At 34.4% G+C, this 25,062-nt stretch carries 22 protein-coding genes; 5 read left to right on the plus strand and 17 right to left on the minus strand.

Translation table 11 applies throughout. The features are described 5' to 3' along the window. Positions 1–10: 10 nt before the first annotated feature. Complete coding sequence (locus tag FHP04_RS07815) at positions 11–6,355, minus strand: T9SS type B sorting domain-containing protein (protein ID WP_139855539.1); 6,345 nt, start codon at positions 6,353–6,355, stop codon at positions 11–13. A 6-nt stretch (positions 6,356–6,361) separates the two neighbouring features. After that, a complete protein-coding gene (locus FHP04_RS14505) occupies positions 6,362–6,514 on the minus strand; it encodes a hypothetical protein (protein ID WP_158319128.1) in 153 nt (50 codons plus the stop codon). A gap of 90 nt (positions 6,515–6,604) precedes the next feature. Here FHP04_RS14505 and FHP04_RS07820 point away from each other — a divergent pair, with 90 nt between their 5' ends. The 5 genes from FHP04_RS07820 to FHP04_RS07840 all read left to right on the plus strand — a co-directional run bounded on the left by FHP04_RS07820 (position 6,605) and on the right by FHP04_RS07840 (position 11,663). Next, positions 6,605–7,516, plus strand: a complete 912-nt coding sequence (locus FHP04_RS07820; protein WP_139855540.1) for a NifU family protein — start codon at positions 6,605–6,607, stop codon at positions 7,514–7,516. A 177-nt stretch (positions 7,517–7,693) separates the two neighbouring features. After that, complete coding sequence (locus FHP04_RS07825) at positions 7,694–7,894, plus strand: dodecin family protein (protein WP_139855541.1); 201 nt, start codon at positions 7,694–7,696, stop codon at positions 7,892–7,894. A gap of 71 nt (positions 7,895–7,965) precedes the next feature. After that, a complete protein-coding gene (locus FHP04_RS07830) occupies positions 7,966–10,071 on the plus strand; it encodes a thioredoxin domain-containing protein (protein ID WP_139855542.1) in 2,106 nt (701 codons plus the stop codon). Positions 10,072–10,095: 24 nt separating this feature from the next. Further along, complete coding sequence (locus FHP04_RS07835; protein WP_139855543.1) at positions 10,096–10,950, plus strand: mechanosensitive ion channel family protein; 855 nt, start codon at positions 10,096–10,098, stop codon at positions 10,948–10,950. Between the two features lie 11 nt (positions 10,951–10,961). Beyond that, the gene (locus FHP04_RS07840) at positions 10,962–11,663 is read left to right on the plus strand and encodes a hypothetical protein (RefSeq protein WP_139855544.1); all 702 of its coding nucleotides are present in this window, start codon (positions 10,962–10,964) and stop codon (positions 11,661–11,663) included. Between the two features lie 7 nt (positions 11,664–11,670). On the opposite strand, the gene tsaB is transcribed toward FHP04_RS07840, so the two are convergent. From tsaB to cyoE, 15 genes are all read right to left on the minus strand, one after another. Next, entirely contained in the window at positions 11,671–12,330 is a 660-nt protein-coding gene (tsaB, locus tag FHP04_RS07845) for a tRNA (adenosine(37)-N6)-threonylcarbamoyltransferase complex dimerization subunit type 1 TsaB (protein ID WP_139855545.1), read from the minus strand. 3 nt (positions 12,331–12,333) lie between these two features. After that, positions 12,334–13,602, minus strand: a complete 1,269-nt coding sequence (locus tag FHP04_RS07850) for an efflux RND transporter periplasmic adaptor subunit (protein WP_139855546.1) — start codon at positions 13,600–13,602, stop codon at positions 12,334–12,336. Between the two features lie 2 nt (positions 13,603–13,604). Beyond that, positions 13,605–14,936: a TolC family protein gene (locus FHP04_RS07855; protein ID WP_139855547.1), complete on the minus strand. Its 1,332-nt coding sequence runs from the start codon at positions 14,934–14,936 to the stop codon at positions 13,605–13,607. Between the two features lie 144 nt (positions 14,937–15,080). Next, entirely contained in the window at positions 15,081–16,235 is a 1,155-nt protein-coding gene (locus FHP04_RS07860) for an efflux RND transporter periplasmic adaptor subunit (protein WP_139855548.1), read from the minus strand. 161 nt (positions 16,236–16,396) lie between these two features. Continuing rightward, on the minus strand, positions 16,397–17,659 hold the full coding sequence (locus FHP04_RS07865) for an ABC transporter permease (RefSeq protein WP_139855613.1): 1,263 nt from the start codon (positions 17,657–17,659) through the stop codon (positions 16,397–16,399). 1 nt (position 17,660) lies between these two features. Then, a complete protein-coding gene (locus FHP04_RS07870) occupies positions 17,661–18,905 on the minus strand; it encodes an ABC transporter permease (RefSeq protein ID WP_139855549.1) in 1,245 nt (414 codons plus the stop codon). Continuing rightward, on the minus strand, positions 18,898–19,605 hold the full coding sequence (locus tag FHP04_RS07875; protein WP_139855550.1) for an ABC transporter ATP-binding protein: 708 nt from the start codon (positions 19,603–19,605) through the stop codon (positions 18,898–18,900). Before FHP04_RS07875 ends, FHP04_RS07870 begins: the two co-directional genes overlap by 8 nt. A 140-nt stretch (positions 19,606–19,745) precedes the next feature. Continuing rightward, on the minus strand, positions 19,746–19,979 hold the full coding sequence (locus FHP04_RS07880; protein WP_139855551.1) for a hypothetical protein: 234 nt from the start codon (positions 19,977–19,979) through the stop codon (positions 19,746–19,748). Positions 19,980–20,006: 27 nt separating this feature from the next. Beyond that, a complete protein-coding gene (locus tag FHP04_RS07885; RefSeq protein WP_139855552.1) occupies positions 20,007–20,531 on the minus strand; it encodes a DUF420 domain-containing protein in 525 nt (174 codons plus the stop codon). 3 nt (positions 20,532–20,534) lie between these two features. Next, positions 20,535–21,158, minus strand: coding sequence for an SCO family protein (locus FHP04_RS07890; RefSeq protein ID WP_139855553.1), 624 nt, complete (start codon positions 21,156–21,158; stop codon positions 20,535–20,537). Positions 21,159–21,207: 49 nt separating this feature from the next. Beyond that, positions 21,208–21,852, minus strand: coding sequence for a hypothetical protein (locus tag FHP04_RS07895; protein WP_139855554.1), 645 nt, complete (start codon positions 21,850–21,852; stop codon positions 21,208–21,210). A 150-nt stretch (positions 21,853–22,002) separates the two neighbouring features. Continuing rightward, entirely contained in the window at positions 22,003–22,386 is a 384-nt protein-coding gene (locus FHP04_RS07900) for a cytochrome C oxidase subunit IV family protein (RefSeq protein WP_139855555.1), read from the minus strand. 18 nt (positions 22,387–22,404) lie between these two features. Then, complete coding sequence (locus FHP04_RS07905) at positions 22,405–23,388, minus strand: cytochrome c oxidase subunit 3 (protein ID WP_139855556.1); 984 nt, start codon at positions 23,386–23,388, stop codon at positions 22,405–22,407. A 46-nt stretch (positions 23,389–23,434) separates the two neighbouring features. Beyond that, positions 23,435–24,016: a cytochrome c oxidase subunit 3 gene (locus FHP04_RS07910; RefSeq protein WP_139855614.1), complete on the minus strand. Its 582-nt coding sequence runs from the start codon at positions 24,014–24,016 to the stop codon at positions 23,435–23,437. A gap of 71 nt (positions 24,017–24,087) precedes the next feature. After that, entirely contained in the window at positions 24,088–24,987 is a 900-nt protein-coding gene (cyoE, locus tag FHP04_RS07915) for a heme o synthase (protein ID WP_139855615.1), read from the minus strand. Between the last annotated feature and the right edge of the window lie 75 nt (positions 24,988–25,062).

Raw genomic sequence — 25,062 nt, forward strand, 5'->3', positions numbered from 1 at the left:
ATATTTTCTATTAACGTTTTAAAGTAAAATGTCCTTTAAATTCTTTTAATTGATCGTCTTCTTTATATTCAACTCTAAACCAATAGTCACTAGATGGTAATGGTGTTCCATTATATGTTCCATCCCAACCTTGTTCTGTAGGGCTTAATTGCTTCAATAATTTTCCGAAGCGATCAAAGATATATATTTTTGCCGTTGGGTCACTTGCACCAATGCCATAAATATTCCAAGTATCGTGATAACCATCTTCATTTGGAGTAAAATACTGAGGATAATCTATTACACTTACTTCAAAAGTAACAGATCCGCAACCATTCACATCCTTAATAGTTATTAAGTGAACTCCAGGACTTACATTTTCAAATATATTGCTAGTTTGAAATGGTCCATTATCGAGTTGATATTGATACTCTCCAATACCAGTAGCGAGCACTTCTATTATATGATTTCCTGCAAAAGCTCCATTACTTAAAACAGCCTCATAAGTAAGCGGTGGAGATGATAAAGTAACCGTTGTACTTGCTGTGGTTTCACAGCCTGTAGCAATTTCAATAATTGTAACTGTATACACCCCTTCTTCCAAAGCAGTTATAGAAGGTCCGGTTTCTCCAGGCACTAGTACTCCATTTAAATCCCACATAAATGAATACAGGTTAGGGTCTAAACCAGTATCAATTACAGGAGGCGACACACTTCCCTCTTCCTCAGGAATCGGATTGCCATTTTCATCAACACATAATCTATATTCATCATCAAAAACAATAGTTGGCAAATAATTCACTTTCAAAATCATTTCAACTACTGCATAACATTTCGGAATAAAAGTATTGCTTTCATTAGTAACCCTTACATAAATACGTTGTGGATTTATGATGTTTACATAAGGGAATTCAATTGCACCTTCTCCACTTTCGGCACCTTCAATTGTTTCATAGAAGGTTAATTGGAAATTAGCAGGATCTTGACCATCTAAAATTTCATTGTGAAGATCTTGCACTTGTGGATCTGTTAAATCGTATAAATCAAATTCTGTAAAACCATCACTTGGAGGAAGGTTGTCACAAACTACAAATGGTTGAGCTGGTGTATTTGCAAGTGCCTCTCGATTCACCTGAAGTTCGAAAGATTGATTGCCACCTACATAACATCCTGTTTCTGTGTTGAGAATACCTGTGTAAATAATCTGTGGGTTTATAGCATTGTTATTCGCATCTCTATTTTGATAAGTAGTAGTGTTTACAATTGCATTTGTTTGATTTTCTGCATCTACTATATCTGTATAAAAACTTACTTCAAAAATAGATAAAGACTGACCATTTAATATTTCATCAACCTTAGAATTTAAATTGAAAATACCAATTCCGCTATCATTCGAGATACAAACTACATAGGGAGAAACCTCAGCCGTATCATCAGGAATTGGGTTTACGATTAGTTCCAATTCTACTATTTCAAAACATAGTGAAGTAGGATTGGTTGTACGAACGTAAATTGTTTGTGGATTACTTATGTTTTGATAAGCTGTTGTTTCCGCCTCTGGAATAGCATCGGTTTCTGAAACCGCATTTTCATAACTTAAATAATAATCTAACGTCCAAGTGGTGTTTCCATTCAGAATTTGATTATTGCGAGAAGTAAGGTCGAAAAGTTCTGTTTCATCATATGGTCCCGGAGGAATAATCAAGTTGTTATCGCAAAGCACTATAGGGTCTGGTGTAACAGGTTCTGGATTGCTTTTAACTCTTATGGTTAATGTTGTAAAAGACAAACATCCGCTATCACTATCTTCTACTCTTACATAAAGCACTTGAGGATTAATAGCATTACCTGAAGTGTCAACATTTACATAAGCTGTATCTGGATTTATAGGGTTAATATTATCCTGAGCATCTTCTTCTGTAATAAAGTAAGAAACTCCATGTGTAAGTACTCCCCCTGTAATTTCACTATTTTTAACTGTAAGGTCAAAAGTTGTTATTCCGTCGTTTGCCTCACCTAAGTCATCACATAAAGACAATGGTGTTGGGTCTATTATTTGCACTCCATCTTGAACTACAAGATCAAATTCGCCTAGCTTATAGCATTCCGTGACATTATCACTTAACCGAACCCATATTGTCTGTGGGTTGCTTGTGTTTGTATAAGATTCTGGTTGAGCTATAACATCTGTTCCTAAGGCTGCTGAAGCTTCCGATTCATGATACGTCAAAGTAAAATCACTGGTCGACTGACTGCCAAAAATTAGATCTTCCTGAACAGTAAGATCAAAAACAGCAAAATTATCATCGCCACAAAGTATTAAATCTGGTAAATCTTGAGGAACAATTGGCGTTGGATTAACGATAAGCTCTAAGGTAGTAACATCAAAACATCCTGTCCCGTCTGGTTCATCTTCAAAGGCTACTCTTACAAATATCGTTTGATTGTAAGCTATAATATTTTCATAAGGACTTTGTAATGGAAAATTACCTGTATTTGCATCCTGTAGTGTTTCGTGATAGCTAACATTAAGAAGTGTATTACCTCCGCTAATTTCATCACTCTTACTTTCTAAATCAAAATCGGAAACTATTCCATCGTTATCCATATCGCAAACAACTAATGGTGTTGGCTCTACAGGAACAGGAAGTGGGTTTACTATTAGATTAAACGAAAGCTCTGCCATACAATCCTGCTGATTTGAAATAGAAACAAATATTTCGTGGGGATTGCTTGTGTTTTGAAACGCTGTAGGGTTATCAATAGGAATATTATTCGCTAAATCGTTTGCATCTTTATAGTACGTTACTGTTAATGTTGCATCATTATTAGTTATCAAAGGCGTATTCAATGTTAAGTCGAATGTAGATACCTCATCATTTGATGTACTTCCATTAACTTCATCATCGCAAAGTTCAAGATCTTCTGCCGTTCCCGAACCAGGGAATTCTCCAACTTCTAAATCAAAAGAAGAAACTCTGTAGCAACCAGTATTTAAATTTTCTAAGCGCACATATATAGTTTGTCCCATGCTAGAAAACTCATTTGCTTGCGTAATTTGATTAATACCGGTTATGGCATCTGATTCAACTTCATAATAAGAAATTGGCGCAAAATCGGTAGGATTTTGAATTCCATAAACTGAAGAATTTTGAATTGTTAAATCAAAAATTCCAAATCCATCACCGTTTAAATCACAAACGATATATGGATCTAAAAAGTTAGCATCTGGCGCATCTGGCAATGGAATAACAATAAGTTGCAGTTGCACAATGGCATAGCATTCAGATTCATTCTTCTCAACTCTTGCCCATACAGAATCATTAAAGGCAACAACGTTTGTATATAGGAAAGGAGCTACAATTTCACCTGCACCCCCTACTTCAGCTTCTGCTTCGGTTGGGTAATATTTTACCGTTACGTCCAACTCTCCATTCATTATTTGGTTTGTACGCAAACTAAGGTCGAATTCTGCAAATCCATCACCTTCATCACAAAGTTCAAGTGGATCAGGAACAGCTGGAGTTGGCAACGGGTCTACCACTAATGTTAAAGTAACAAGGCTTTTACATTCAAAAGTATTTGCAACTCTTGCCACAATAGTCTGTGCATTTGTAATATTTTGATAAGCGGTTGGGTTAGCTATTGGATTATCGGCAGCTTCATCTGCAAAAGTTTCAAACCAGGTAACAACTAAATTAGGAATGCCTCCTGTTATCTCGTTATTTTTTGAAGTTAAATCGAAAGTACTTATTTGGTCAGTAGTTGTACTTCCATTTACAGTATCATCACATAAATGATAATCGACTGGTTCATTTCCTACGGGACTTGGCTCTACAATTAACTCCAACTCAACAATTGTATAACATCCCTGTCCTCCATTATTTGGAGTAGTGTTAGCTGCTGAACCAACTCCAAGAAAATAGATAATCTGGGTATTTGGAACTATATTTTGATAAGCAGTGGGGTTTGCAATTGCTTGAGAGAAATCTGGATTTTCTAATGCTGAAATTCCAGCATCTATAGCATCTTGTTCTGATGCATAGTAGTAAATGTCGTATTGCAACGGATCAAGTCCGTTAAGTATTTCGTCTTGTTTAGTTGTTAAATTAAAAATTTCAAAACCATCGTTATTATCATCGCATATACGATACACTGAAGGTTCGTTTAGCATAGGGCTGTCACGTACTTCAAGCTTTAACAAAACAGTTGTGTAACAAGTTGAATTCGGACTCTCTATTCTTGCATATACCTCGTCGTTATATGGAATAATATTCTCGAACGGTTCTGGTAAAACCCCTTCGTTGGTTTGTGCATCTGATAAGGTATAATGATATGTAACTGTTAAAGTAGGATCTCCCCCTGTAATATCTTCGTCTGCATTATGGAGAAAAAAGTCTGTAAAACCATTGCTATCACTATCACATGCAACTAATGGATCAGGGTTTTCATTTACTACCTGAAGTGAATCAACAGTGATTTCAACAGAGGTAGTTAAAAAACAGTCTGGATTTATAACTGTCTCAATCCTAGCAAAAATCGTTTCGCCTGGAACAGAAACTGGATAAACAATTGGAAGTGGATTAGCTCTTGTTTGAGCTTCATTTAAAGTGTTGTGATATGTAATATTAAATTCTGAAGCATTTTGACCGTCCAAAACAAATGCATCAAACTCTAATGGTAAATTTACATCCTCACTACCATTTTCATCTTGATCGCATAAAGCCATTGATGGAAGTACGCCTACGCTAATTGGAGTATAATAAATCTCAAATTGTTCAAGGTCGTAACACATTTCCTGTGCTCTGTCATGAATACGCACATAGATTGTTTGTGGTGATGGCCCCACCATAGGGTAAGCCCCTGGTGTTGTAATTGTATTTATGTTATTTTCACTATCTGAATATGTTTCAAAATACTTAACCTCAAAAACAGTTGAGTTTTGCCCACCTAAAACATTTACGTCATTCTGAGTAAGGTCGAAAAAATTTGTTTGGGTTCCATTATCGCACCTAAAAAGATCTAATGGTTCATGGGCGACAGCTTGCGGATTGATTGTGACAATAAATGCGGGTGATTCTTCCACAAAACAAGCGGCTTTATTACCACTTACAGTGTAAACCCCAGACTGGGTTACATTTATTGTAGGCGTATTGCCACCATATGGATTTCCATCAAGAAACCAGTTATAGGTGTCTAAATCATTAAAATTAGCCGTTAATGTTTCTGTTTGACCTTCGCAGCTTTCGTTATTTCCTGTTATAAATAAACCCTGTGCTGCTAGATCTACTGTTTGCTCAAATTCATTATTTTCTTCATTAGTTTCTAAAACAATCCCCACCCCTGTTCCGTTGTCATCAACAACCGCTTTTAGCGTAAATATTTGAGGTGTACCTACTGGAATATTAAGGTTAATCGTTCCGCTTTCACTGCCATCAATTGGAAGTTCAATATTTGTTTGTGTTTGCCCTAACAAAACTGCATCGGCATAAAATGCTATAGGAGTACCAGCTGGCAATGCTGCAGTACTGTTAATATTGTATACGGTATAGTCTACTTCTATAGTACTATCTGCACAAAGCACCCCAAGATTATCAATAGTTATGGTAGCATCTGGAAGTTCTGAATTTACGCTAGTAATGATATTATTTACCATTATCCAGTCTTGGTCTGATGTAAGTTTAATTTCAATAGTACTATCACCAGGCTCAACGATTCCTACTAAATCGTAAAAATCCAGGTCCATATTATAATTTTGGGCATTTCCAGGAGCACCAATATAGGAGTTGGTTCCGTTAAACGCATTATTTGAAGGGTTTAATGGCGGATCGGATATTAGTTGTCCATTGATGTATAAACTTTCTTGATTATCGATAAACCTATCACCTTCCCAAGCAAGAAATCCAATTTTTGATAATTCATCTGAAGCTACAGAAATATCAGTAAGTGTTATTTCAATTGGATTCTCAAATTCGTTAACACCTTCAAGTCCGTCAAAAAGACTAATCTGATTTAATAAAATATCTGGATCGGTAGGGTCTTCATAAATTATATAGATGGCCCACCCTCCAAAGTTAGTACCACTACCCGAACCATTGGGAGGCGAACAGTAGTCAGACAGAATATTCATTACATCCAATCCAGAGAATGTATAAACTCCATTCCCATTAGCTAACAATAAATTTGTAACATCTGCATAAGCTGCAAAATATGGTAGGTTTCTAAAAGTATGTGAAAAAGTTCTTTCAGCAGTTATTGCTGTTCCATTGATATCAACTTGGAAATCTCCCGGGCCAATTGAAGACCAGTATAGATGAGCGGAAACTAGGCTTTGGGTTGCAGATAAATTTAATGTTGCGCTGCTTTCTGAAAGCATATCACACTAAGAACCACCGTTTTCAGCAGCATTTAAAGTATTACCTATAGCTGTAAAATCGTAACGCCCATTAAACTGTTGAAATAATCCTATTGGATTCTGTTGAGAAAATACTAATAGAGGTATTAGAAAAAGTAAAGAGAGTATTAATTTTTTCATAATTCGGTGTTAAGATACCAAATATATTGAATGTTCTGATTTCCTTTTTATAATTTCGCAAATTATTCCTAAAACTCTCCCCTTTTTATTATGGAAATCGCCAAAACATCTAATCCTAGTATAGTAAAATTTGTGTCTGATTCTTTTCTTACTAAAGCATCAAGTTATGAATTCAAAAATATTGATGAAGCTAAAAACAGCGTTTTGGCACAACAACTTTTTTACCTTCCCTTTGTGAAAACAGTTTATATTTCTCAAAACTTTGTTGCCATTGAAAAATACAATATTGTAGAGTGGGAAGATGTTCAAGAAGAGGTAGCAGAATCTATTTCAGAATATATCAAGTCTGGGAAATCTGTTGTTACAGAAGCTGAAGTTGTGGCTCCAAAAAAACTTCCTGTTAGTATTTATGCAGAAAGCACACCAAACCCAACGGTTATGAAGTTTGTTGCCAATAAAACATTAGCGGAAGGTACTTTTGAATTTAAAAGTGTTGAAGATGCTATTCTTTCACCACTGGCACAAGCGTTATTTAACTTTCCATTTGTAAAAGAAGTTTTTATTAGCAACAATTATGTTTCAGTTACGAAACACAATATGATTGATTGGGAAGAAATTTCTATGGAAATTAGAGAGTTTCTTCGTCAATATGTTCAAGACGACAAACCTATTGTGAAAGATGAAATTACCAAGGCTTCAAATATTTCGAACAATATTGGTTCGGCAGATTCTTCTCTAGAAAAAGAAGACAAAAATTATTCGGATATAGAAAAAGAAATCATATCTATCTTAGACGAATATGTTAAACCTGCTGTAGCCAGAGACGGTGGAAATATTATGTTCGACTCCTTTAACGAGAGTTCTAAAACCGTTAAGGTAGTACTTCAAGGAGCTTGTAGCGGATGTCCTTCATCAACCATCACTTTAAAAAATGGAATTGAAACCATGCTTAAAGAATTAATGAAAGGACAGGTGGAAAGTGTAGTTGCAATTAACGGATAATCTTTACTTTCTGAATTACTTGATAGCAATTTTATAATTTATTTAGTTCATTCTCAACTTTTAAGATCAAGGTTTAACTTAATTTTCAGACTAATAATTCTTAATAACTGTATCTTAGTGTTTTATTAATTATCCCACCTTGTTATTCAACGAGATGAGAACAAAAACTAAGTAATTATGGCAGTATTAAAAGTAATTGAAATTCTTGCTAGCTCTAAAGAAAGCTGGGAAGATGCTACAAGAAATGCAGTAAAAGAAGCTTCAAAGAGTGTAAAAAACATCCGTTCTGTTTATGTTCAAGAAAACAGTTGCGTTGTAGAAAATGGGGATGTAACTCAATTCCGTGTTAACGTAAAGATTACTTTCGAAGTTAAATAAATACTTCAGAAAATATTAAAAATACGCTTTTGAGCTTTCAAAAGCGTATTTTTGTTTTATAAACTTCTGTAATGAAGCTATTTTCTTCTATTTTAATTCTAGGTATTCTACTTGCCTGTAATACTTCTAAAAAAGACACTTTGGACACACATCTCTTTACAAACGATTTAATTCACGAAACTAGCCCTTACCTGCTTCAGCATGCTCATAACCCTGTAAATTGGAAACCGTATAATGATGCAGCATTGCAACAGGCCAAAAAAGAAAAAAAACTCATCATAATTAGTATTGGATATGCCGCCTGCCATTGGTGTCACGTTATGGAACATGAAAGTTTTGAAGATATTGAGGTTGCAGAGGTTATGAACAAAAATTATATCTCGATTAAAGTAGATCGAGAGGAACGACCAGATGTAGATCAAACATATATAAATGCAGTTCAACTTATGACTGGAAGTGCGGGTTGGCCATTAAATGTTATAACGCTTCCAGATGGTCGACCTGTTTGGGGCGGAACTTATTTTCGTAAAAGTGATTGGATAAATGCTCTAGAGCAAATTCAGGAGGTGTACAAAATAGAACCTGAAAAAATTATTGCTTATGCTAACAGGTTAGAACAGGGTATTAAAAGCATGGATCTAATTGAGTTAAATACTGAAGATGTAGATTTAACTCAGTTTCCAACAGCAGACATTATTAAAAATTTTTCAGAGAGATTTGATACTAAAAATGGTGGATTTCGAGGAGCTCCGAAATTTATGATGCCTAACAATTTTGAATTTTTATTACGACAAGCTGTTGAGAGTAACGATGAAACCTTATTGAACTACGTTACTTTATCATTAGATAAAATGGCATACGGTGGGCTTTACGATCAATTAGGAGGTGGATTTTCACGTTATAGTACAGATGAAAAATGGCACGTACCTCACTTTGAAAAGATGCTGTACGACAATGCCCAGCTTGTAAGCCTATATAGCAATGCCTATCTAGTTACTAAAAAGCCACTTTACAAAGAAGTGGTTGAAGAAACGCTAGATTTTATCGCCTTAGACCTCACCAATAAAGAAGGAGGATTTTATTCATCCTTAGATGCAGACAGTAACAATAAAGACGGAAAATTAGAAGAAGGAGCTTTTTACGTTTTCACTCAAGAGGAATTAGAAGATTTGCTAGAAGACGATTTTAAAATTTTTAGAGAGTATTACAATGTAAATAGCTATGGGAAGTGGGAACACAATAATTATGTTTTAATAAGAAAGAAAACAAATTCAGAAATTGAAAAAGAGTTTAATATTTGTCATGAAGCATTACAACAGAAAAAGAAAAGCTGGAAGCAAACCCTTTTAAACTATCGAAACAATAGACCAAAACCAAGACTGGATGACAAAACACTTACTTCTTGGAATGCCATGATGCTAAAGGGGTATATAGATGCTTACAAAACATTCAACAATCAAGAGTATTTAGATATCGCTCTTAGGAATGCTGAGTTTCTTGCTAAAAATCAACATCAGAAAAACGGCACATTATTTCATAATTATAAAGATGGGAAAAGCACAATTAACGGCTTTCTGGAAGATTACGCTTTTACAATTGAAGCTTTTATAAGTTTATACCAAGTTACCTTGGATGAAAAGTGGCTTAACATATCAAAAGAAATGACAGATTATTCAATCTTAAACTTTTTTGACGAGGAAAAACATATGTTTTATTTTACATCAAAAGAAGACCCAGTCATTGTTAGTAGAAATTTTGAATATCGAGACAATGTCATTCCTGCTTCGAATTCAGTTATGGCAAAGAATTTGTACAAACTTTCAAAGTATTTTGATGAGCCTCGTTTTAATGAAATTTCTAAGCAGATGCTAAAAAATGTATTAGCAGAAGTAGAAAATTACCCTAGCGGGTTTTCTAATTGGTTAGATTTGCTTTCTAATTTTCAAAATAACTTTTTTGAAATAGTTGTTGTTGGAGACAGTGCATCTGAAAAAATTCAGGAATTCTACAGTCACTATCTGCCCAACACAATTTTAGCTGCAAGCAATGTAGAAAACATTGCTCCTCTATTTAAAAATAGGTTCGTCAAGGATGAAACACTTATTTATATTTGCGAAAATAATACGTGCAAGATTCCAGTTAAGGATTCCGAAATTGCAATTAAATCATTAAACTAAAAATTAAAAAACAGTAAAACATTTATGGAAAAATTTAAGGACATTAATATTTATATCGAAGAATATGGTCAAAAATTAATTGACTTTCTACCGAGTTTAATCGGGGCTATTTTACTTCTGTTTATAGGAATGTGGGTTATAAGACTTATAAATAAGGTAGTTAGAAAGTTTTTTGACAAAAAAGATTATGATCCTACTTTAGAAAACTTTATCGCTAGTTTAATTAACTGGGCCCTTAAAATTGTTTTATTTGTTCTTGTAGTTACCCAGTTAGGAGTAGAATCTGCTTCGCTAGTCGCTATAATTGGTGCTGCTGGTCTTGCTGTTGGTTTAGCATTACAAGGATCATTAGCAAACTTTGCTGGGGGCATTCTAATTTTATTGATGAAACCCTTTAAGGTTGGAGACTTTATTAGCGCTCAAGGTATTGATGGTACTGTAAAAGACATTAATATATTTAACACTAAGCTTACCACTTTTGGAAACCAACTCGCTATAATCCCTAACGGAAAGTTAAGTAACGACAATATAGTTAATTATACTTCTGAAGGTATTAGAAGAGAAAACTTAACCTTTGGTATAGGTTATGACGATAATATTAAAGAGGCAAAAGATATTTTGCTTAACTTAGTAAACGAACAAGAGGCTGTATTACAACTTGAAGATAAAGCACCTATGATTGTAGTTGCCGAATTAGGTGATAGTTCAGTTAATTTAAGTCTACGTTATTGGGCTAAAAATGAAGATTTCTGGAATTTAAGATGGTTAATTTTAGAAGAAGGAAAGTCTAGATTAGAAGCAGCTGGAATTTCAATTCCATTCCCACAACGAGATGTTCACCATTTTAATTTGGAAACACTTAACACTAATAAATCTTAATATAATAAATCATGAAAAAAATATTGTTAATAGGACTAATTGCCCTTACTGCAAGTCCTTTATTTGCACAACGCGCAAGCACTAGTTTCGATATGTATGCTACTACTATAGATATAAATCAAAAAGCATTGGCTTTTGGATTAACTGAAGCCGAGTTTGAGTCTATAGTAGATGACGCTTATACAAATCCTAATTTCTTAGAGGGCTCTATTTTCCAAGGGGAAGATTTAATGAAGTCTAAAGTTCTTATGCGTTATAATGCTTTCGCCGATGAAATAGAAATTAAAAAACACGCTACCGACAAAAATTATGGAGCCTTAATTAAAGACCCAGAAGTATTTGTAAAAATTGGTAGAGACATTTATCTATTCGTGCCTTACCAGGGTAGTAATGAAAAAGGTGGTTATTTTAATGTGCTAAGCGACGGAAAAAACTATGATCTTTACAAAAAAGTGACATCAAAGTTTAACGAAGCAAAAAAAGCACGTAATAATTACCAAACAGACACTAAACCTTCATTTTCAAAAAATGTGAAGTATTATTTAGTAGAAGATGGAACCTTCCTAGAAATGCCGAGCAACAAGTCTAGAATTCTTAAAATGATGGATAAGAAAAAGACTGAAATGAAAGCTTTTATCAAGGAAAACAAATTAGACCTTGACAAAGAAGCTGATTTAATAAAAGCTGTTCAACATTTCGATTCTCTTTTATAAATCGAAATTAATTTAAAAGAAATTCTTTTAAATAATAAGGTTCAAAATAGGCGACGCTTTCAGTGTCGCCTATTTTATATTTAGCCTCTGCCAAACTAGCCATTTCAGCTGATGAAGGATGTGTTATTTTATGAAACTCTGCATTGTTATGATTACAAATTGCTTCAAATTTTGCTGAACCATCACCAATGAAAACTGTTTTTTTCTCATTTAGAAATTCAGCGAAAGAATTTTCATCGATAATTTCCGCTTTAGTATCTTTTATTTGCTTTTTCTCAGCGTTAAAAACAGCAGAGTAAACCTCCATTCTTCTAGCATCTAGCAAAGGAATAATAAAGCAGTCTTCGCACTTAACTTGCTGTGCCAATACTTCCAAGGTAAGTGTAGATATTAAAGGTATATCTAGCGCGAAGCACAGGCCTTTAGCTGCAGAAACACCAATTCGCAAGCCTGTGTAAGACCCAGGGCCTTTACTAACGGCAATTGCGTCTAAATTAGATTTTTCAATATTTGCCTCATTTATAACTTCATCAATAAAAACGTGAAGTTTTTCGGCATGCGAATATTTTAGATTGTTTTCTTCCCTTATAGCTTTTACTTCACCATCTATTGAAAGTGCAACAGAACAATTAGTTGTAGCCGTTTCTATGCAGAGAATTATTGCCATTTTTTAGTTATTCTTTGAATTTGAACTAACCTCAACTTTATCACCTTGCTTTAGTAATTTAGTTACAGTAGTATATGGACCAGTAATAACAGTTTCACCCTCTTTTAAACCAGAAAGAATCTCAATATTTGATTCATCCTGAATACCTGTTTTTACAACTCTTAACTTAGCCTCATCCCCTTCTTTCACATAAACCGCTTCAAACTTTTCGGTATTCGATTTTACTTCACTAGTCTTTGGTTTTCTAGTATCTGATGTATCAGTTTTAACAACAATTGAACTAATTGGAACTCCAATTACATTTCGTTTCTTATTTGTGATAATATCTACTGTAGCAGTCATTCCAGGACGGAACGGAGAATAGCTTTCTGGCTTTCCTTCAGTTAGATCCTTATATGATTCTGGAAGAATACTAACTTTAACTTTAAAATTAGTTACCTGATCGGCTGTTAAAGCATTTTCAGCACTATTTGCAATTGCAGTAACCACACCTTTAAACTCTCTTTTTAAATACGCATCAACTTCAACCATAGTTGAGTCACCAACCGATACTTTTACAATGTCGTTTTCGTTTACATCAACCTCAACTTCCATTTTCTGTAAGTTTGCAACACGAACAATTTCTGTACCTGCCATTTGAGCTGTACCCACTACTCTTTCCCCTAGTTCTACAGACAACTTTGAAATTGTTCCGCTCATTGGAGCATAAATTGTCGTTCTTGAAAGGTTATCTACCGATTGTTTAACGTTGGCAGCAGCACTTTGTACACTGTAATAAGCAGCTTTCACATTAGCTTTAGCCATATCGAAATCTGTAACAGATTTATCCCATTCAGACTTAGAAATCACGCCTTTTTCAAAAAGCGTCTTATTTCTTTCATAGGTTAATTGGGCATTCATTTTACTAGCTTCGGCTTGTGCTAATTGCGCTCTTACATTCTGAAGTCCAGCTTGGGATTGGCTTACCGCAGCTTGAATAAGGTCTGGGTTAATTTTAACCAAAAGATCTCCTTTTTCAACCGTTTGACCTTCTTTAATAGGAAGCTCAATAATTTCACCAGAAACCTCTGAAGAAAGTGCCACTTCCACTTCAGGTTGAATTTTCCCAGTTGCAGCAACAGTTTCAGTGATGTCTAATAATTCTATTTGAGTTATTTCAACCTCTTTGAAATCGCCTGATTTTCCAAACCAGCCAGCTTTTTTCCCGAAAATCAATAAAACTATAAGCAGGACAACCGCTACAACAATCCAAATAAGTGTTTTTTTCTTCATATTTAAAATTTTAATTCACTTGCTGGAACGCCAAAATACAATTCCAAAACTTTTAATTTAAAAATATACTCAAATTTAGTTCTGTTTTCTTCAATTTTAGCATTGTCATATCTCAGTTTCGACTGACTAAAATCGAAAGCATTGGTTAAACCAACATCATAACGATCTTTTGCATATTGATATGCTAATTCTTGCGATTCCATTGCAACTGTAGCAGCTTCATAAGCTTTTAATGCACCATTCGCATCTACATAGGCTTGGTAAACATTAGATTCAAGATCAAGCTGTGCCTGCTCTAATTGATATTCAGTATTCTTTAAATTTACTTTACTTCTCATTACCCCACTACGTGCTGCAAATCCATTGAATATAGGGATATTTAGCTGTAAACCATAACCTATTCCATCGTTCAAATACAACTGCTCCACGAAATCGCGTTCAAGCGGGTCATTATCTGCATAACGTGTATTATAACCAAAAAAAGCTGAAAGCGTAGGGTAGTAACTTCCTCTAGAAATCTGTAAATCCTTTTCGGCAAGCTCTACATTTTTTTGAGCAATTTTTACTTCAGAGCGTGTTTCTTTCGCACTTTTAATAATTTCTGAAACATCTTTATCTGCAATTCCGCCATCGATAATATTGTATTCTTCTTCGGCTATATCAAAACTAGAGTAATCCTTAATCAATAATAATTGCGCTAAACTAATTAGTGAAATTTTTACGTTGTTTTCCGAAATAGCAATTCTTTGTTTTTCACCGGCATCAGTTGCTTTTATTTCTAAAAGATCTCCACGAGGAAGCACTCCCGCATCTACAAGGTCATTAGTCCTTTGTAACTGTTGAAGGGTAACTTCATTTTGCGATTTTATAACTTCTAAGTTTGCCTTATTTAATAATACCTGCAAATATGAGTTTGCTACAGCCAAAGCAATATCATCTTTCATTTTGTCTAAACGATACTGTGCTGCAAGTTCTGAAAGTTTCGCTCGTTGTAATTGACGTACGTTCCTTAAACCATCAAAAAGTGTATATCCTACATTAATAGCTCCAGAGGCAGAACCAAGAGTTGTATTTTCTAATTGATTAGTTGTTGGGTTTAAACTAAGTCCTGTGTTTTTTGATGCTGAAGCATTGGCATTTAAACTAGGTAAAAAATTACCAATAGCTTGTAATTTATCAGCTTCGGTAAACTCTAAGTCTAACTGACTTTGTTTTACTGAAATATTATTTTCTAAGGCGTGGTTTACACATTCCTGAAGTGTCCATTGTTTGGTTTGAGCATTTAAGGAAATGCTACAAATCAATAAAAGAAATGGGATTACTATCTTTTTCATAAATTTTTCTATTACTGAATAAGTCTTTTGTATTGCTATTGCGTTACAAAAATTATGAAATTTAAATTTTTATAAGTTTTTAGTACGTAATAATTTGAAGCAAAGGTATCCTATAGTTATACAATGCATTTTCCCTTTACTATTTTATCTATCTGCAGGTTTTAATTGATTCCATACTTTAATAGCATCATCTTCGGAAACGCCACTTTTTACTTCTACATCTATACCATCACTTATACCTAACTCAACATCTTTTCTTTCAAACTTTTGGTCTCCAACCATAATTTCTACAAAAGGTTTTTGTGTTTTTGGATCGTATTGAACCAAAGCTTCCTTTATGGTCAGAACATTTTCAGCTTTAGCTAAGATTATTGAAGCGTTAGCACTTAATCCAGCACGAATAAATACTTTGGAGGTATCTAAGCTTTTCATTGTAGCTTTTATCTCAAACTGAATAGCTCCATTTTCATCTACACCTTTTGGTGCGATATAATCTAATTCCGCATTGAAAAGTTCATCTGGAAGTGCTCCAACTGTAATTTCAAGAGGTAGACCTTCTTTTATTTTTCCAACTTCACTTTCATCTACTTTACCTTCAAAAATCATTTTATCAACATCGGCTATGGTTGCAATAGTTGTCCCGTCGTTAAAGTTATTCGATTCAATTACTTGATTTCCCGTTTTTACAGGAACATCTAAAATCATCCCAGATACCGTAGCTCGAATTTCAGTATTAGCCAAGGCTCCCATTCCTGTAGTGGTTCCAGTTCTGATGATGTCGTAATTTTGATTTGCAGCCGTTAAGCCCACTTGTTCTTGCTTTAATCTCTGTTGAGCTTGATTGTATGCTAATTGAGCGTTATCAAATTCATTTGCAGAAATCACTCCTTTTTCAAACAGTTCCTTTTGACGATTGTAGATGTTTTTCTGATTTTCAAAAGCAAGGCGAGCCGTTTCTACTTGAGTACGAACATTGTTTATATTGCTTTTTGCACTATTAAGTGACGAAACATTCGGTACAACTTTCACCTTTGCAATTAAATCGCCAGATTTAACCACTTCACCGGCTTCAACAAATATTTGATCTATAATTCCCGAAATATTAGGTTTTATTAATACCTCCTCCTTGGGAACTATGCTTCCTGTTGCGACAGTCTTTTTTAAAATAGTGCCTATTGCGGGTTTTTCAGTTTCGTAAACCACCGGATCTTCAATATTTTTACTATACAGCCAATACATTGAAGCCAAAAACAATATCGCTATTGTGGCAAGGATGATTATGGTTTTTGATTTTTTCATTGGTATCGATGTTGATTTAATTTCATATTTTATTTTTTACTCCTAATAATGGCAAGTGTTTTAATTTGTGATACATCATAGCCATTGAAATACACTGCTTTAATTCATCTCTAGGAATTTCTTCAACTTTATTATTTGTTATTAATTTCATTTTTAAAGTTCTATTCCGTTCTTAAGGCTTCTACAGGTTTTATTTTTATTGCATTTTGAGCAGGGATTAAACCAGCTAAAAGCCCAGATACAATCAAAATCGTTAAAGCGATAAACACTACACCTATATTCACTGATGGGTTTATAAACATCATTTCTGAAGTATCCATACCATCGAGTTGATAATTCACAAACCAAAGTACTGCAGTTGCTAAAACAATGCCTGCCATTCCTGAAACAATGGTTAAAAATATCGACTCTAATAAAATTTGAGCACGTATACTCCAAGGAGTTGCCCCCAAAGCTCTACGGATACCTATTTCTTTTGTGCGTTCTTTTACTACAATTAGCATTATATTACTAATACCAATAATACCAGATAGCAACACTAATATACCCACAAAATAGGCTACAAAATTTAGAGCAGAAAACAAGCCTGTTAACTTAGTGTATTCTTGAAAAAGATCGAAATTTCCTACTGCGCGATCGTCTTTGGGGTTAATGGTGTGACGAGTTTTGATAACATCAAAAATTTGTTCTTTCAAGTTTGTAATTGAGTACCCATCTTTCGCGGTTATCGCCATCCAACCTACAATATCTCCCATATTAAACGCTTGTGAAAAAGCTGTAAATGGTACATAAATTTCCTTTTGCATCTCTTCTGGGTCGCCGTTACTTCCTTTCTTTTTATAGGTTCCTACAACCATAAAGTTCACTCCGTTAATCTTAATGTACGAACCGATAACTTCTTCACCTGAATCATATAAGGCACTTTTCACCCCACTTCCTATAATTGCGATTTTTCGTTTTTCCTGAATGTCTGAATAATTGATGAATCTACCTGATGTAATATCCATAGGTTGCTGTTGGATAATTTCAGGATAGTCTCCATAAACATTAAATGCTCCTGTTTGAAGACCTCTTACTACGTTATTACTTCCTCTAAAGCCACCTAATTGATTTCGAGGAGAAACAAATTGTAAACCTTCTACACTTTGCTTTATCGCTGGAACATCGTCGGTTTTAAAATTATAGCGTCGTCCTTTAGGCAAACCTTTATAGGGCTGAGAAGCAGTTTGGGTCCACATAAACATTGAGTTTGTAGCCATCCCATTAAATCCCTGCCTTATACCGTTTTCTAAGCCGTTTCCAGCCGCAAGAAGAATTACTAAGATGAAGATACCCCAAAGCACACCAAAAGCGGTCATAACTGTCCTAAACCAATTGCTACTTAAAGCCTCGATGATCTCTGTCCAACTATCCTTGCTTAATATTTTACTCATCTCGCAAAGCTTCTATGGGTTTAATATTTGCTGCTCGGTATGCTGGAAAAAAGCCTGCAATTGCACCCGCAATTACAAGAATTATCACAGTTGTTATCGCTACTGAAAAATCTACTGAAGGGTTTTTAATATAGTCCATCTCAATAAAGGGTCCGACTATCTGAAGGAGAAACAAACTAAATATAAGCCCTATGAAACCTGCGATTGCTGTTACAAATATGGACTCATGTAGAATCATTCCTATAATCGACCAAGGTTCTGCACCAATTGCTTTTCGGATGCCTATTTCTTTTGTACGCTCTTTTACGATAATTAGCATAATGTTACTCACTCCTACAACTCCAGCAATAATGGTACAAATTCCAACACCCCAGAAAAACCAGCGTATCATTTTATTCAAGTCGTAGAACTTTTTAGCGTTTTCTAAGGAATTGTTCACGTTTACAGCCCTATCATCAGTTGGAGCAATTGTATGCTTAGTTTTTAAATCGGCTTCTAATTGCGCAGAAAAAGCTTCCGAAGCCGCTAAAGCATCTTCATAGCTATCGTGTTTTTCTAAGGTAAAAGCTAAGGACCGAAGTTTATCTCCAGCGTTATATACACGTTGTGCCGTTGAAATGGGAATAAATATTCGGGTTTCTTCGCGTTCCCCTCCTGGGTCACTATAAACACCTACTACTTTAAATTTTATTCCAGCAACATCGATGTATTCACCCAAAGCATCTTTTCCTTTAAAAAGGTCGAGATACACTTGGTTTCCTATTACAGCATGTTTTTCGTAGTTATTTACATCTCCTTGATTTATATATCTACCAACAACAAGAGTTTCATTTTCTAAAAATTGATAATCCCCGTGAACTCCTTCTACTCGATAGCTCCCGCTTTCTTTTTTAAAGGTTGTTAATTGTCCCCATCTACTGTAAACACCGGATTTGTATTCAATATTATCTTCATTTTTATTTACTGCTAGGTCATAGTCACGATTATCCATTTCTATTCTTCGACCTGGATTTAAACCTTTATATTCAACTGAAGTTACATTTGTCCATACACTAATCCTATTGGTAGCATCACTTTCAAATTGCTGCTGTACTCCATTTTGCATTCCTTGACCAATTCCGAGGAGAATAACCAAAATAAAAATACCCGAAGCTACAGATAAACCCGTAAGAAAGGTTCGCAATTTATTTTTTCGAATTGCCTCAAAGATCTCCTGCCAGCGTTCCAGATTAAACATAATTGTTGGTTTTTGCGCGTACCTGTGTAACAATGGAGTCGTCTATAATTAAGCCATCTTTTAGATTTACAATTCGCTTAGTCATATGCGCTATGTCATCTTCATGAGTGACTATCAGAATAGTTTTTCCTTCATCGTTGATACCTTGAATGAGCTCCATTACTTCGTAAGAAGTTTTAGTATCCAAAGCACCTGTTGGTTCATCTGCTAGTAGCACTTTTGGATCGCTTGCTAAAGCTCTAGCTATCGCCACACGTTGTTTTTGACCACCAGAAAGTTCATTTGGTAAATGTGTAGCCCAATCTGCCAACCCTACTTTCTCTAGGTAATGCATCGCTTTTTCAACTCGAATATTTCGTTTTACACCTTGGTAATAAAGAGGCATTGCTACATTGTCTAATGCAGATTTGTAATTGATAAGATTAAAAGATTGAAAAATAAAACCAAGAAATTTGTTTCGGTAACGAGCAGCTACCCTTTCATTTAGGTTTTTTATAAGAGTACCATCAAGTGTGTAAGTTCCTTCATCTGCTTCATCTAAGATACCCAGAATATTGAGCAATGTAGACTTCCCTGAACCGGAAGAGCCCATTATAGAAACCATTTCACCTTCAGAAACTGTAAAGTTGATGCCTTTTAAAACATGGAGTGAATTTTTCCCCATGTGATATGATTTGTGAAGGTTTTTAATTTCTATCATTTTGAAAATATATTGAATTACAAAACTTGAAAATCGTTATTAAAATAACGAATATCATGTTAAGACTTAAATCAATTAAGACTTTCGGTCCTTAATTAGACATTAAAAACCGCTCCTTGTTACAATAGAAATTAAAAAAACTAAGCTTTATCTTGAGTACGCGCTTTTTTACGACTTCTATAGATTACATAGCCCACCCCTCCAACTAATAGGTAAGGAAAGATCATTAGGTAAACAATACCATTGTTTATGCCTTTTGCAGCTCCCCCACCGTCTTCAGTTTCTAAAACTGCTCGACACATGGAGCATTGCGCTTCGGCAGGAAGAACAACTATAAAAACAAGTATTAATATTAATAGAACCTTTAGTTTCATTTTTTTATTCAATTAAATCCACAGTGTTTAATAATATGGAGATATCATTAGATAAACTATAACCCCACTAACAGCTACATAAAGCCATAATGGATAGGTAATACGCGCAATTTTTCGATGTTTATAAAACTCCCCAGAAAGTGCGCGAACAAATGTAATCAACACAAAAGGTATAACGATAATTGAGAGCAATATATGCGTTATAAGTATAAAATAATAAACATACTTAATCACTCCCTCGCCGCCATAAACTGTAGAGTCTGACGTCATGTGATAAGCCACATACATTAGCAAAAACAATACTGAGCAACCAATTGCTGTTTTCATTAAGCGTTCGTGAGCTTTTCTATTACCTTTTCTTACCTGATATACTGCAGCAACCAAAAGTATAGCTGTAAAAGCATTTATAGTTGCATAAATAGGAGGCAAAAAGCCTAATCTTTCAACACCCGGAATTTTAACTGTAAACAAAACAGCAACTGCTATAGGAATCGCAATAGATAAAATCCAAATCCAAACGTTATACTTATTTTTCTTCACTGTATTATTCATTATTTACAAAAGTGCTTTAATATCTTCTTTTAACATTTGTATTTGCTTATCCTCTAATCCATCGTAATAAATAATAGGATTGTCAAATTCATCTATACGAGAACGGATATTCCCATCTTGATCGATTAATGCAAAATATCCAGAGTGCTCAAAGCCGCCTTCTGCTTCTGAACCTTTACCTACATACAGATTAAACCCTTCGTTAGCAAGTTTAAAAATATCGTCTTTATCACCTGTTAGCAAATGCCACTGAAGCTTGGTAATACCAGTATTCTGGGCATAAGTTTTAAGTACTTCTGGAGTGTCGTGTTCAGGGTCGATTGTAAACGAGGCGATACCCACTTTAGGATTACCTAAAAATTCATTTTGAATTTTTATCATATTCTCATTCATTATTGGGCAAATACTTGGACAAGTTGTGAAGAAAAACTCTACAACATAAACCTTCCCTTCATAATCTTTGTTGGTAATGGTTTTTCCATTTTGATCTGTGAATTCAAAACTTGGAACAGGTCCTATGGTTGCAAGCTCTGGTTTGGACAAAGTCTCTACAATTTTTGGTACGGCCCAAATTCCAAAAATTAAAATAATAAAAGAAATACCTATGTATGAATAATTTTTTTTCACTTGTAAAATATTTAATGACTGGTTCTATTAAAACAGCTTTATTATTAAATTAAATCTCTCTATCTACATCGTATTTTTTTAAAGCTCTTCTGTATTCAGCTAAAAGAACTTTAACGTCGTCGCTCATTTTATTATTGATTTCTGCAATAATACTAGAATCGAAACCATACATAACTCCTACTTCCTCATCTTCCTTACGACCACGTAGACTACCTTCTTTATCAACTATAAATACAAATGGAGTAGACAAATTTGAATCTAATGATAAATTAGATTGTAACGAATTAAATACATTATGGATGCTCTCCTTAGTACCAAAGGCAAAAAACCATGAATCCAATGGTGCAATTTGTTCTAATTTTTCACTAACGTTTCGAGCTTGATCTTCTGTACCTTCCGGCAAAAGAATCACAAATTGAAATTCGTTGAAGCTGTGATTTTTGGTGTATATTTTATGAGCTAGGTTATAAGCGTAGGCTCTATGAACTTCTAAATCACTTCCAAAAAAGCCTAAAACTGTAATCCTTCCTTTTAGTTGGACAGGCTCACCATCAAGAGTTTTAAATCCATCTAGTTCTTGAACAGATTCGGTTAAAATTGGCAATGGCTTAAAGTAATTAGTACTCATTGCAAAAAAGATGTAAACCGTAATTGGCAATATAAACAGTATGCCGAGGACCAAATATTTTTTCATTCTGAACAATTTATCACTCCTACAAGTAACGCTGTAGATGAGACTACAAAAATACAGGGTAAAAGGAGGTAAAACAATGTTTTAGCTGTTAATTTTTAAGCATAAAAAAGCCCTCGAAAAGAGGGCTTTAATTTATCTTAAAAGGTTCAATTAGAAATTAAATTTAATAAAACCGTTTTTATATACTTCGTAGATATAATCTCCTTCAATTAAGATTAGGACGATTATATAAGCAATCAAAAATACTCCTGTCCAGACTACTGCTCGACGTAAGCCTACTGTTTCATCACGCATGTGCATAAAGTCCCATGTAATGTAATAAGCTTTAACTATTGTAAGAATTATAAAGATCCAGTTAAGCAAGTTCATTGCTAAAAACTTATTCCCAACTAAAGCCTCAGGGCGTAAAATACCAAGTGCAACTTCAATTATTGTAACGATAGAAAGTAAGATAAATACTCCCCATATTTTGGATACATTAGATTTGAACTTTAATGCTCCTCTAAATATTTCTAATTTATGTTCGTGTGCCATTGTTAAACTTTAATAATTTTATACAAGATAAAAGAATGTAAATACAAATACCCATACTAAATCCACAAAGTGCCAGTATAGACCTACTTTTTCAACCATTTCATAATGTCCTCGACGTTCGTAAGTACCGATTACAACATTGAAGAAAACAATTAGATTTAATAATACTCCAATAGAAACGTGGAATCCGTGGAAACCTGTAATAAAGAAGAAGAAATCAGCAAATAATGGGTGCCCGTATTCGTTGTGACGAAGGTTCGCCCCTTCAACAACTAAGTTACCATCATTAACTAATTTAGTAATAGATTCTTCTCTAGACAAAACAATATGCTGTCCATTTTCATCTTTATTTGGTAGTCTTATAAGTAGATTTTCATTAGCTAAAAATCCTTCTTTAACTTGTTCAAATGAAACTGAAGTTTTGTATTCAGGTTCACTCTTGTACCATATACCGCTTTCATTTGTATGCTCTACTCTACTATCAGTTTGAGCAGCAGCAAAATCGGCTAGTGCTACACGCTTTCCATCTGTATCCAAGAATTGAAGAATCTGACGTCCATTAGTTTCAACAGCTCCATAATCACCTTTGATGAATGTTTTCCACTCCCAAGCTTGTGAGCCTAAGAACACAAAACCACCAATTAAGGTTAAGAACATGTACAAAATAACTTTTTTCTGTTGCATTTTCTGACCTGCATCTACAGCTAACACCATAGTTACAGAAGAAAAAATCAGAATAAAAGTCATAAACGCCACATAGTACATTGGCGCTTCTACTCCGTGTAGAAAAGGAAAGTGGGTAAATACCTCATCGGCGATTGGCCATGCATCAATAAATTTGAAACGGGACATTCCATAAGAGGCCAAGAAACCTGCAAATGTCAATGAATCTGATAGTATAAAAAACCACATCATCATTTTGCCATAACTGGCCTTTAGCGGGTTATTTCCGCCTCCCCAGGTTTTTCCTTCAGTACCTGTTTTTACAACAGTTGCTTCCATAAAAAGAATTTGGTTTTTAAATAGGGTTCAAAAATACGTTTAATTTTTATTTAACGAAATATAAAAACAAAAAGAGGTAAATCCACACAACATCTATAAAGTGCCAAAATGTTGCAGCTAGCTCAACACCAAGGGTTTTCCCGTTTTGATATTTTAGTTTATAATGATTATAAATTACAATTAAAAGACTTACTAAGCCTGCAAAAACGTGTGCTACGTGAAGCAATACCACTAAATAAATAAAAGAGGTAGTAATATTACTTGTTGGTCCTGTAAAATTATATCCACTATCGATTATTTCAGAAAAGCCTACAAATTGAAATACAATGAACAAAATCCCTAAAATTAGCGTTGAAACTAAAAGGATCATACCCATACTGTGTTTCTCTTTTTTAATCACTTTAAGCGCCAAGTGAATTGTAAAACTACTTACAAGAATCAAAGCAAGACTTATGTAAAATGCTGGTGGAATTTCAAAATTTGAAATCCAATCCGGTCTTTCTTTACTTACTACATAAGCACTGGTAAGACCAGCAAAACTCATTGTTAAACTAATGATACCAAACCAAAGCATATTCTTTTTTGCTCTGTTTACCTTAATCTCGTCACTAACCTCTGTTAAACTCATCATATTTTTTATTAATACTGAAATCAGTATATGGCAATCATTTATTATAAAATGAAATTATTTCTTTCTACTTACCTCAAAAACTTATCTGCAACAAATATTATCTGTAATAAAGTAATATAGCTAACACTTGCTAGCATAAGTTGTTTTGCAGCTTTTGATGTTTTTTCTTTATAAAGTCTTATTGCATAGTACAATAGACCAATTCCTAAAATCCCTATAATTACACCAGATACTGTAGTTAAATAAAGTTTTCCAGTGATTCCGAATGCAGGTATTAACGATGCAAAAACCGTCCATAAAGTATACAACACAACCTGAGTTGCTGTTCCTTTATCGCGTTTTCCGTTTGGAAGCATAAAGAAGCCTCCTTTTTTATAGTCGTCGAATAAAAACCATCCAATAGCCCAGAAATGTGGAAACTGCCAAAAGAATTGGATCATAAATAATGTCCCTGGTTCTATACCAAATTCTCCACTTGCTGCAACCCATCCCAACATAAAAGGTATTGCCCCTGGAAAAGCACCAACAAAAACCGACAATGGTGTTTTAGTTTTTAAAGGCGTGTACAAACTAACATACATAAATATAGACACGGCCCCAAACATGGCCGTAATCGGGTTTATAGAATACAGCAAACCTATACCTGCAATTGTAAGTACGATAGCCAATATAAATGCAGACTGCACACTCATCTGTCCAGCTGGAAGTGGCCTGTTTTTAGTGCGATCCATTAGCTTGTCTAAATCACGCTCGATAATCTGGTTGTAAACGTTAGAAGCACCAACCATACAATAACCACCTAAACACAAAAGAAATAACACAAAGAAGTCTATAGAATCTGCGCCTAAAAGATAACCCGCAACAGATGAAAAAACCACACTTACAGAAAGTCGCAGTTTCGTAATCTCAGTAAAATTCCTGATTACGGACTGAAAAGATGATTGGGAATGTGTAACAGACAAACTCATTTTTTTTAAGGCTGCGCAAAGATACGCTTCCTGTAATTTTTCCACAATTTATTCTTGATAAGAAATGCTTTATTT

The organism is Aequorivita sinensis, assembly GCF_006346335.1.
Classification (GTDB): Bacteria; Bacteroidota; Bacteroidia; order Flavobacteriales; family Flavobacteriaceae; genus Aequorivita; species Aequorivita sinensis.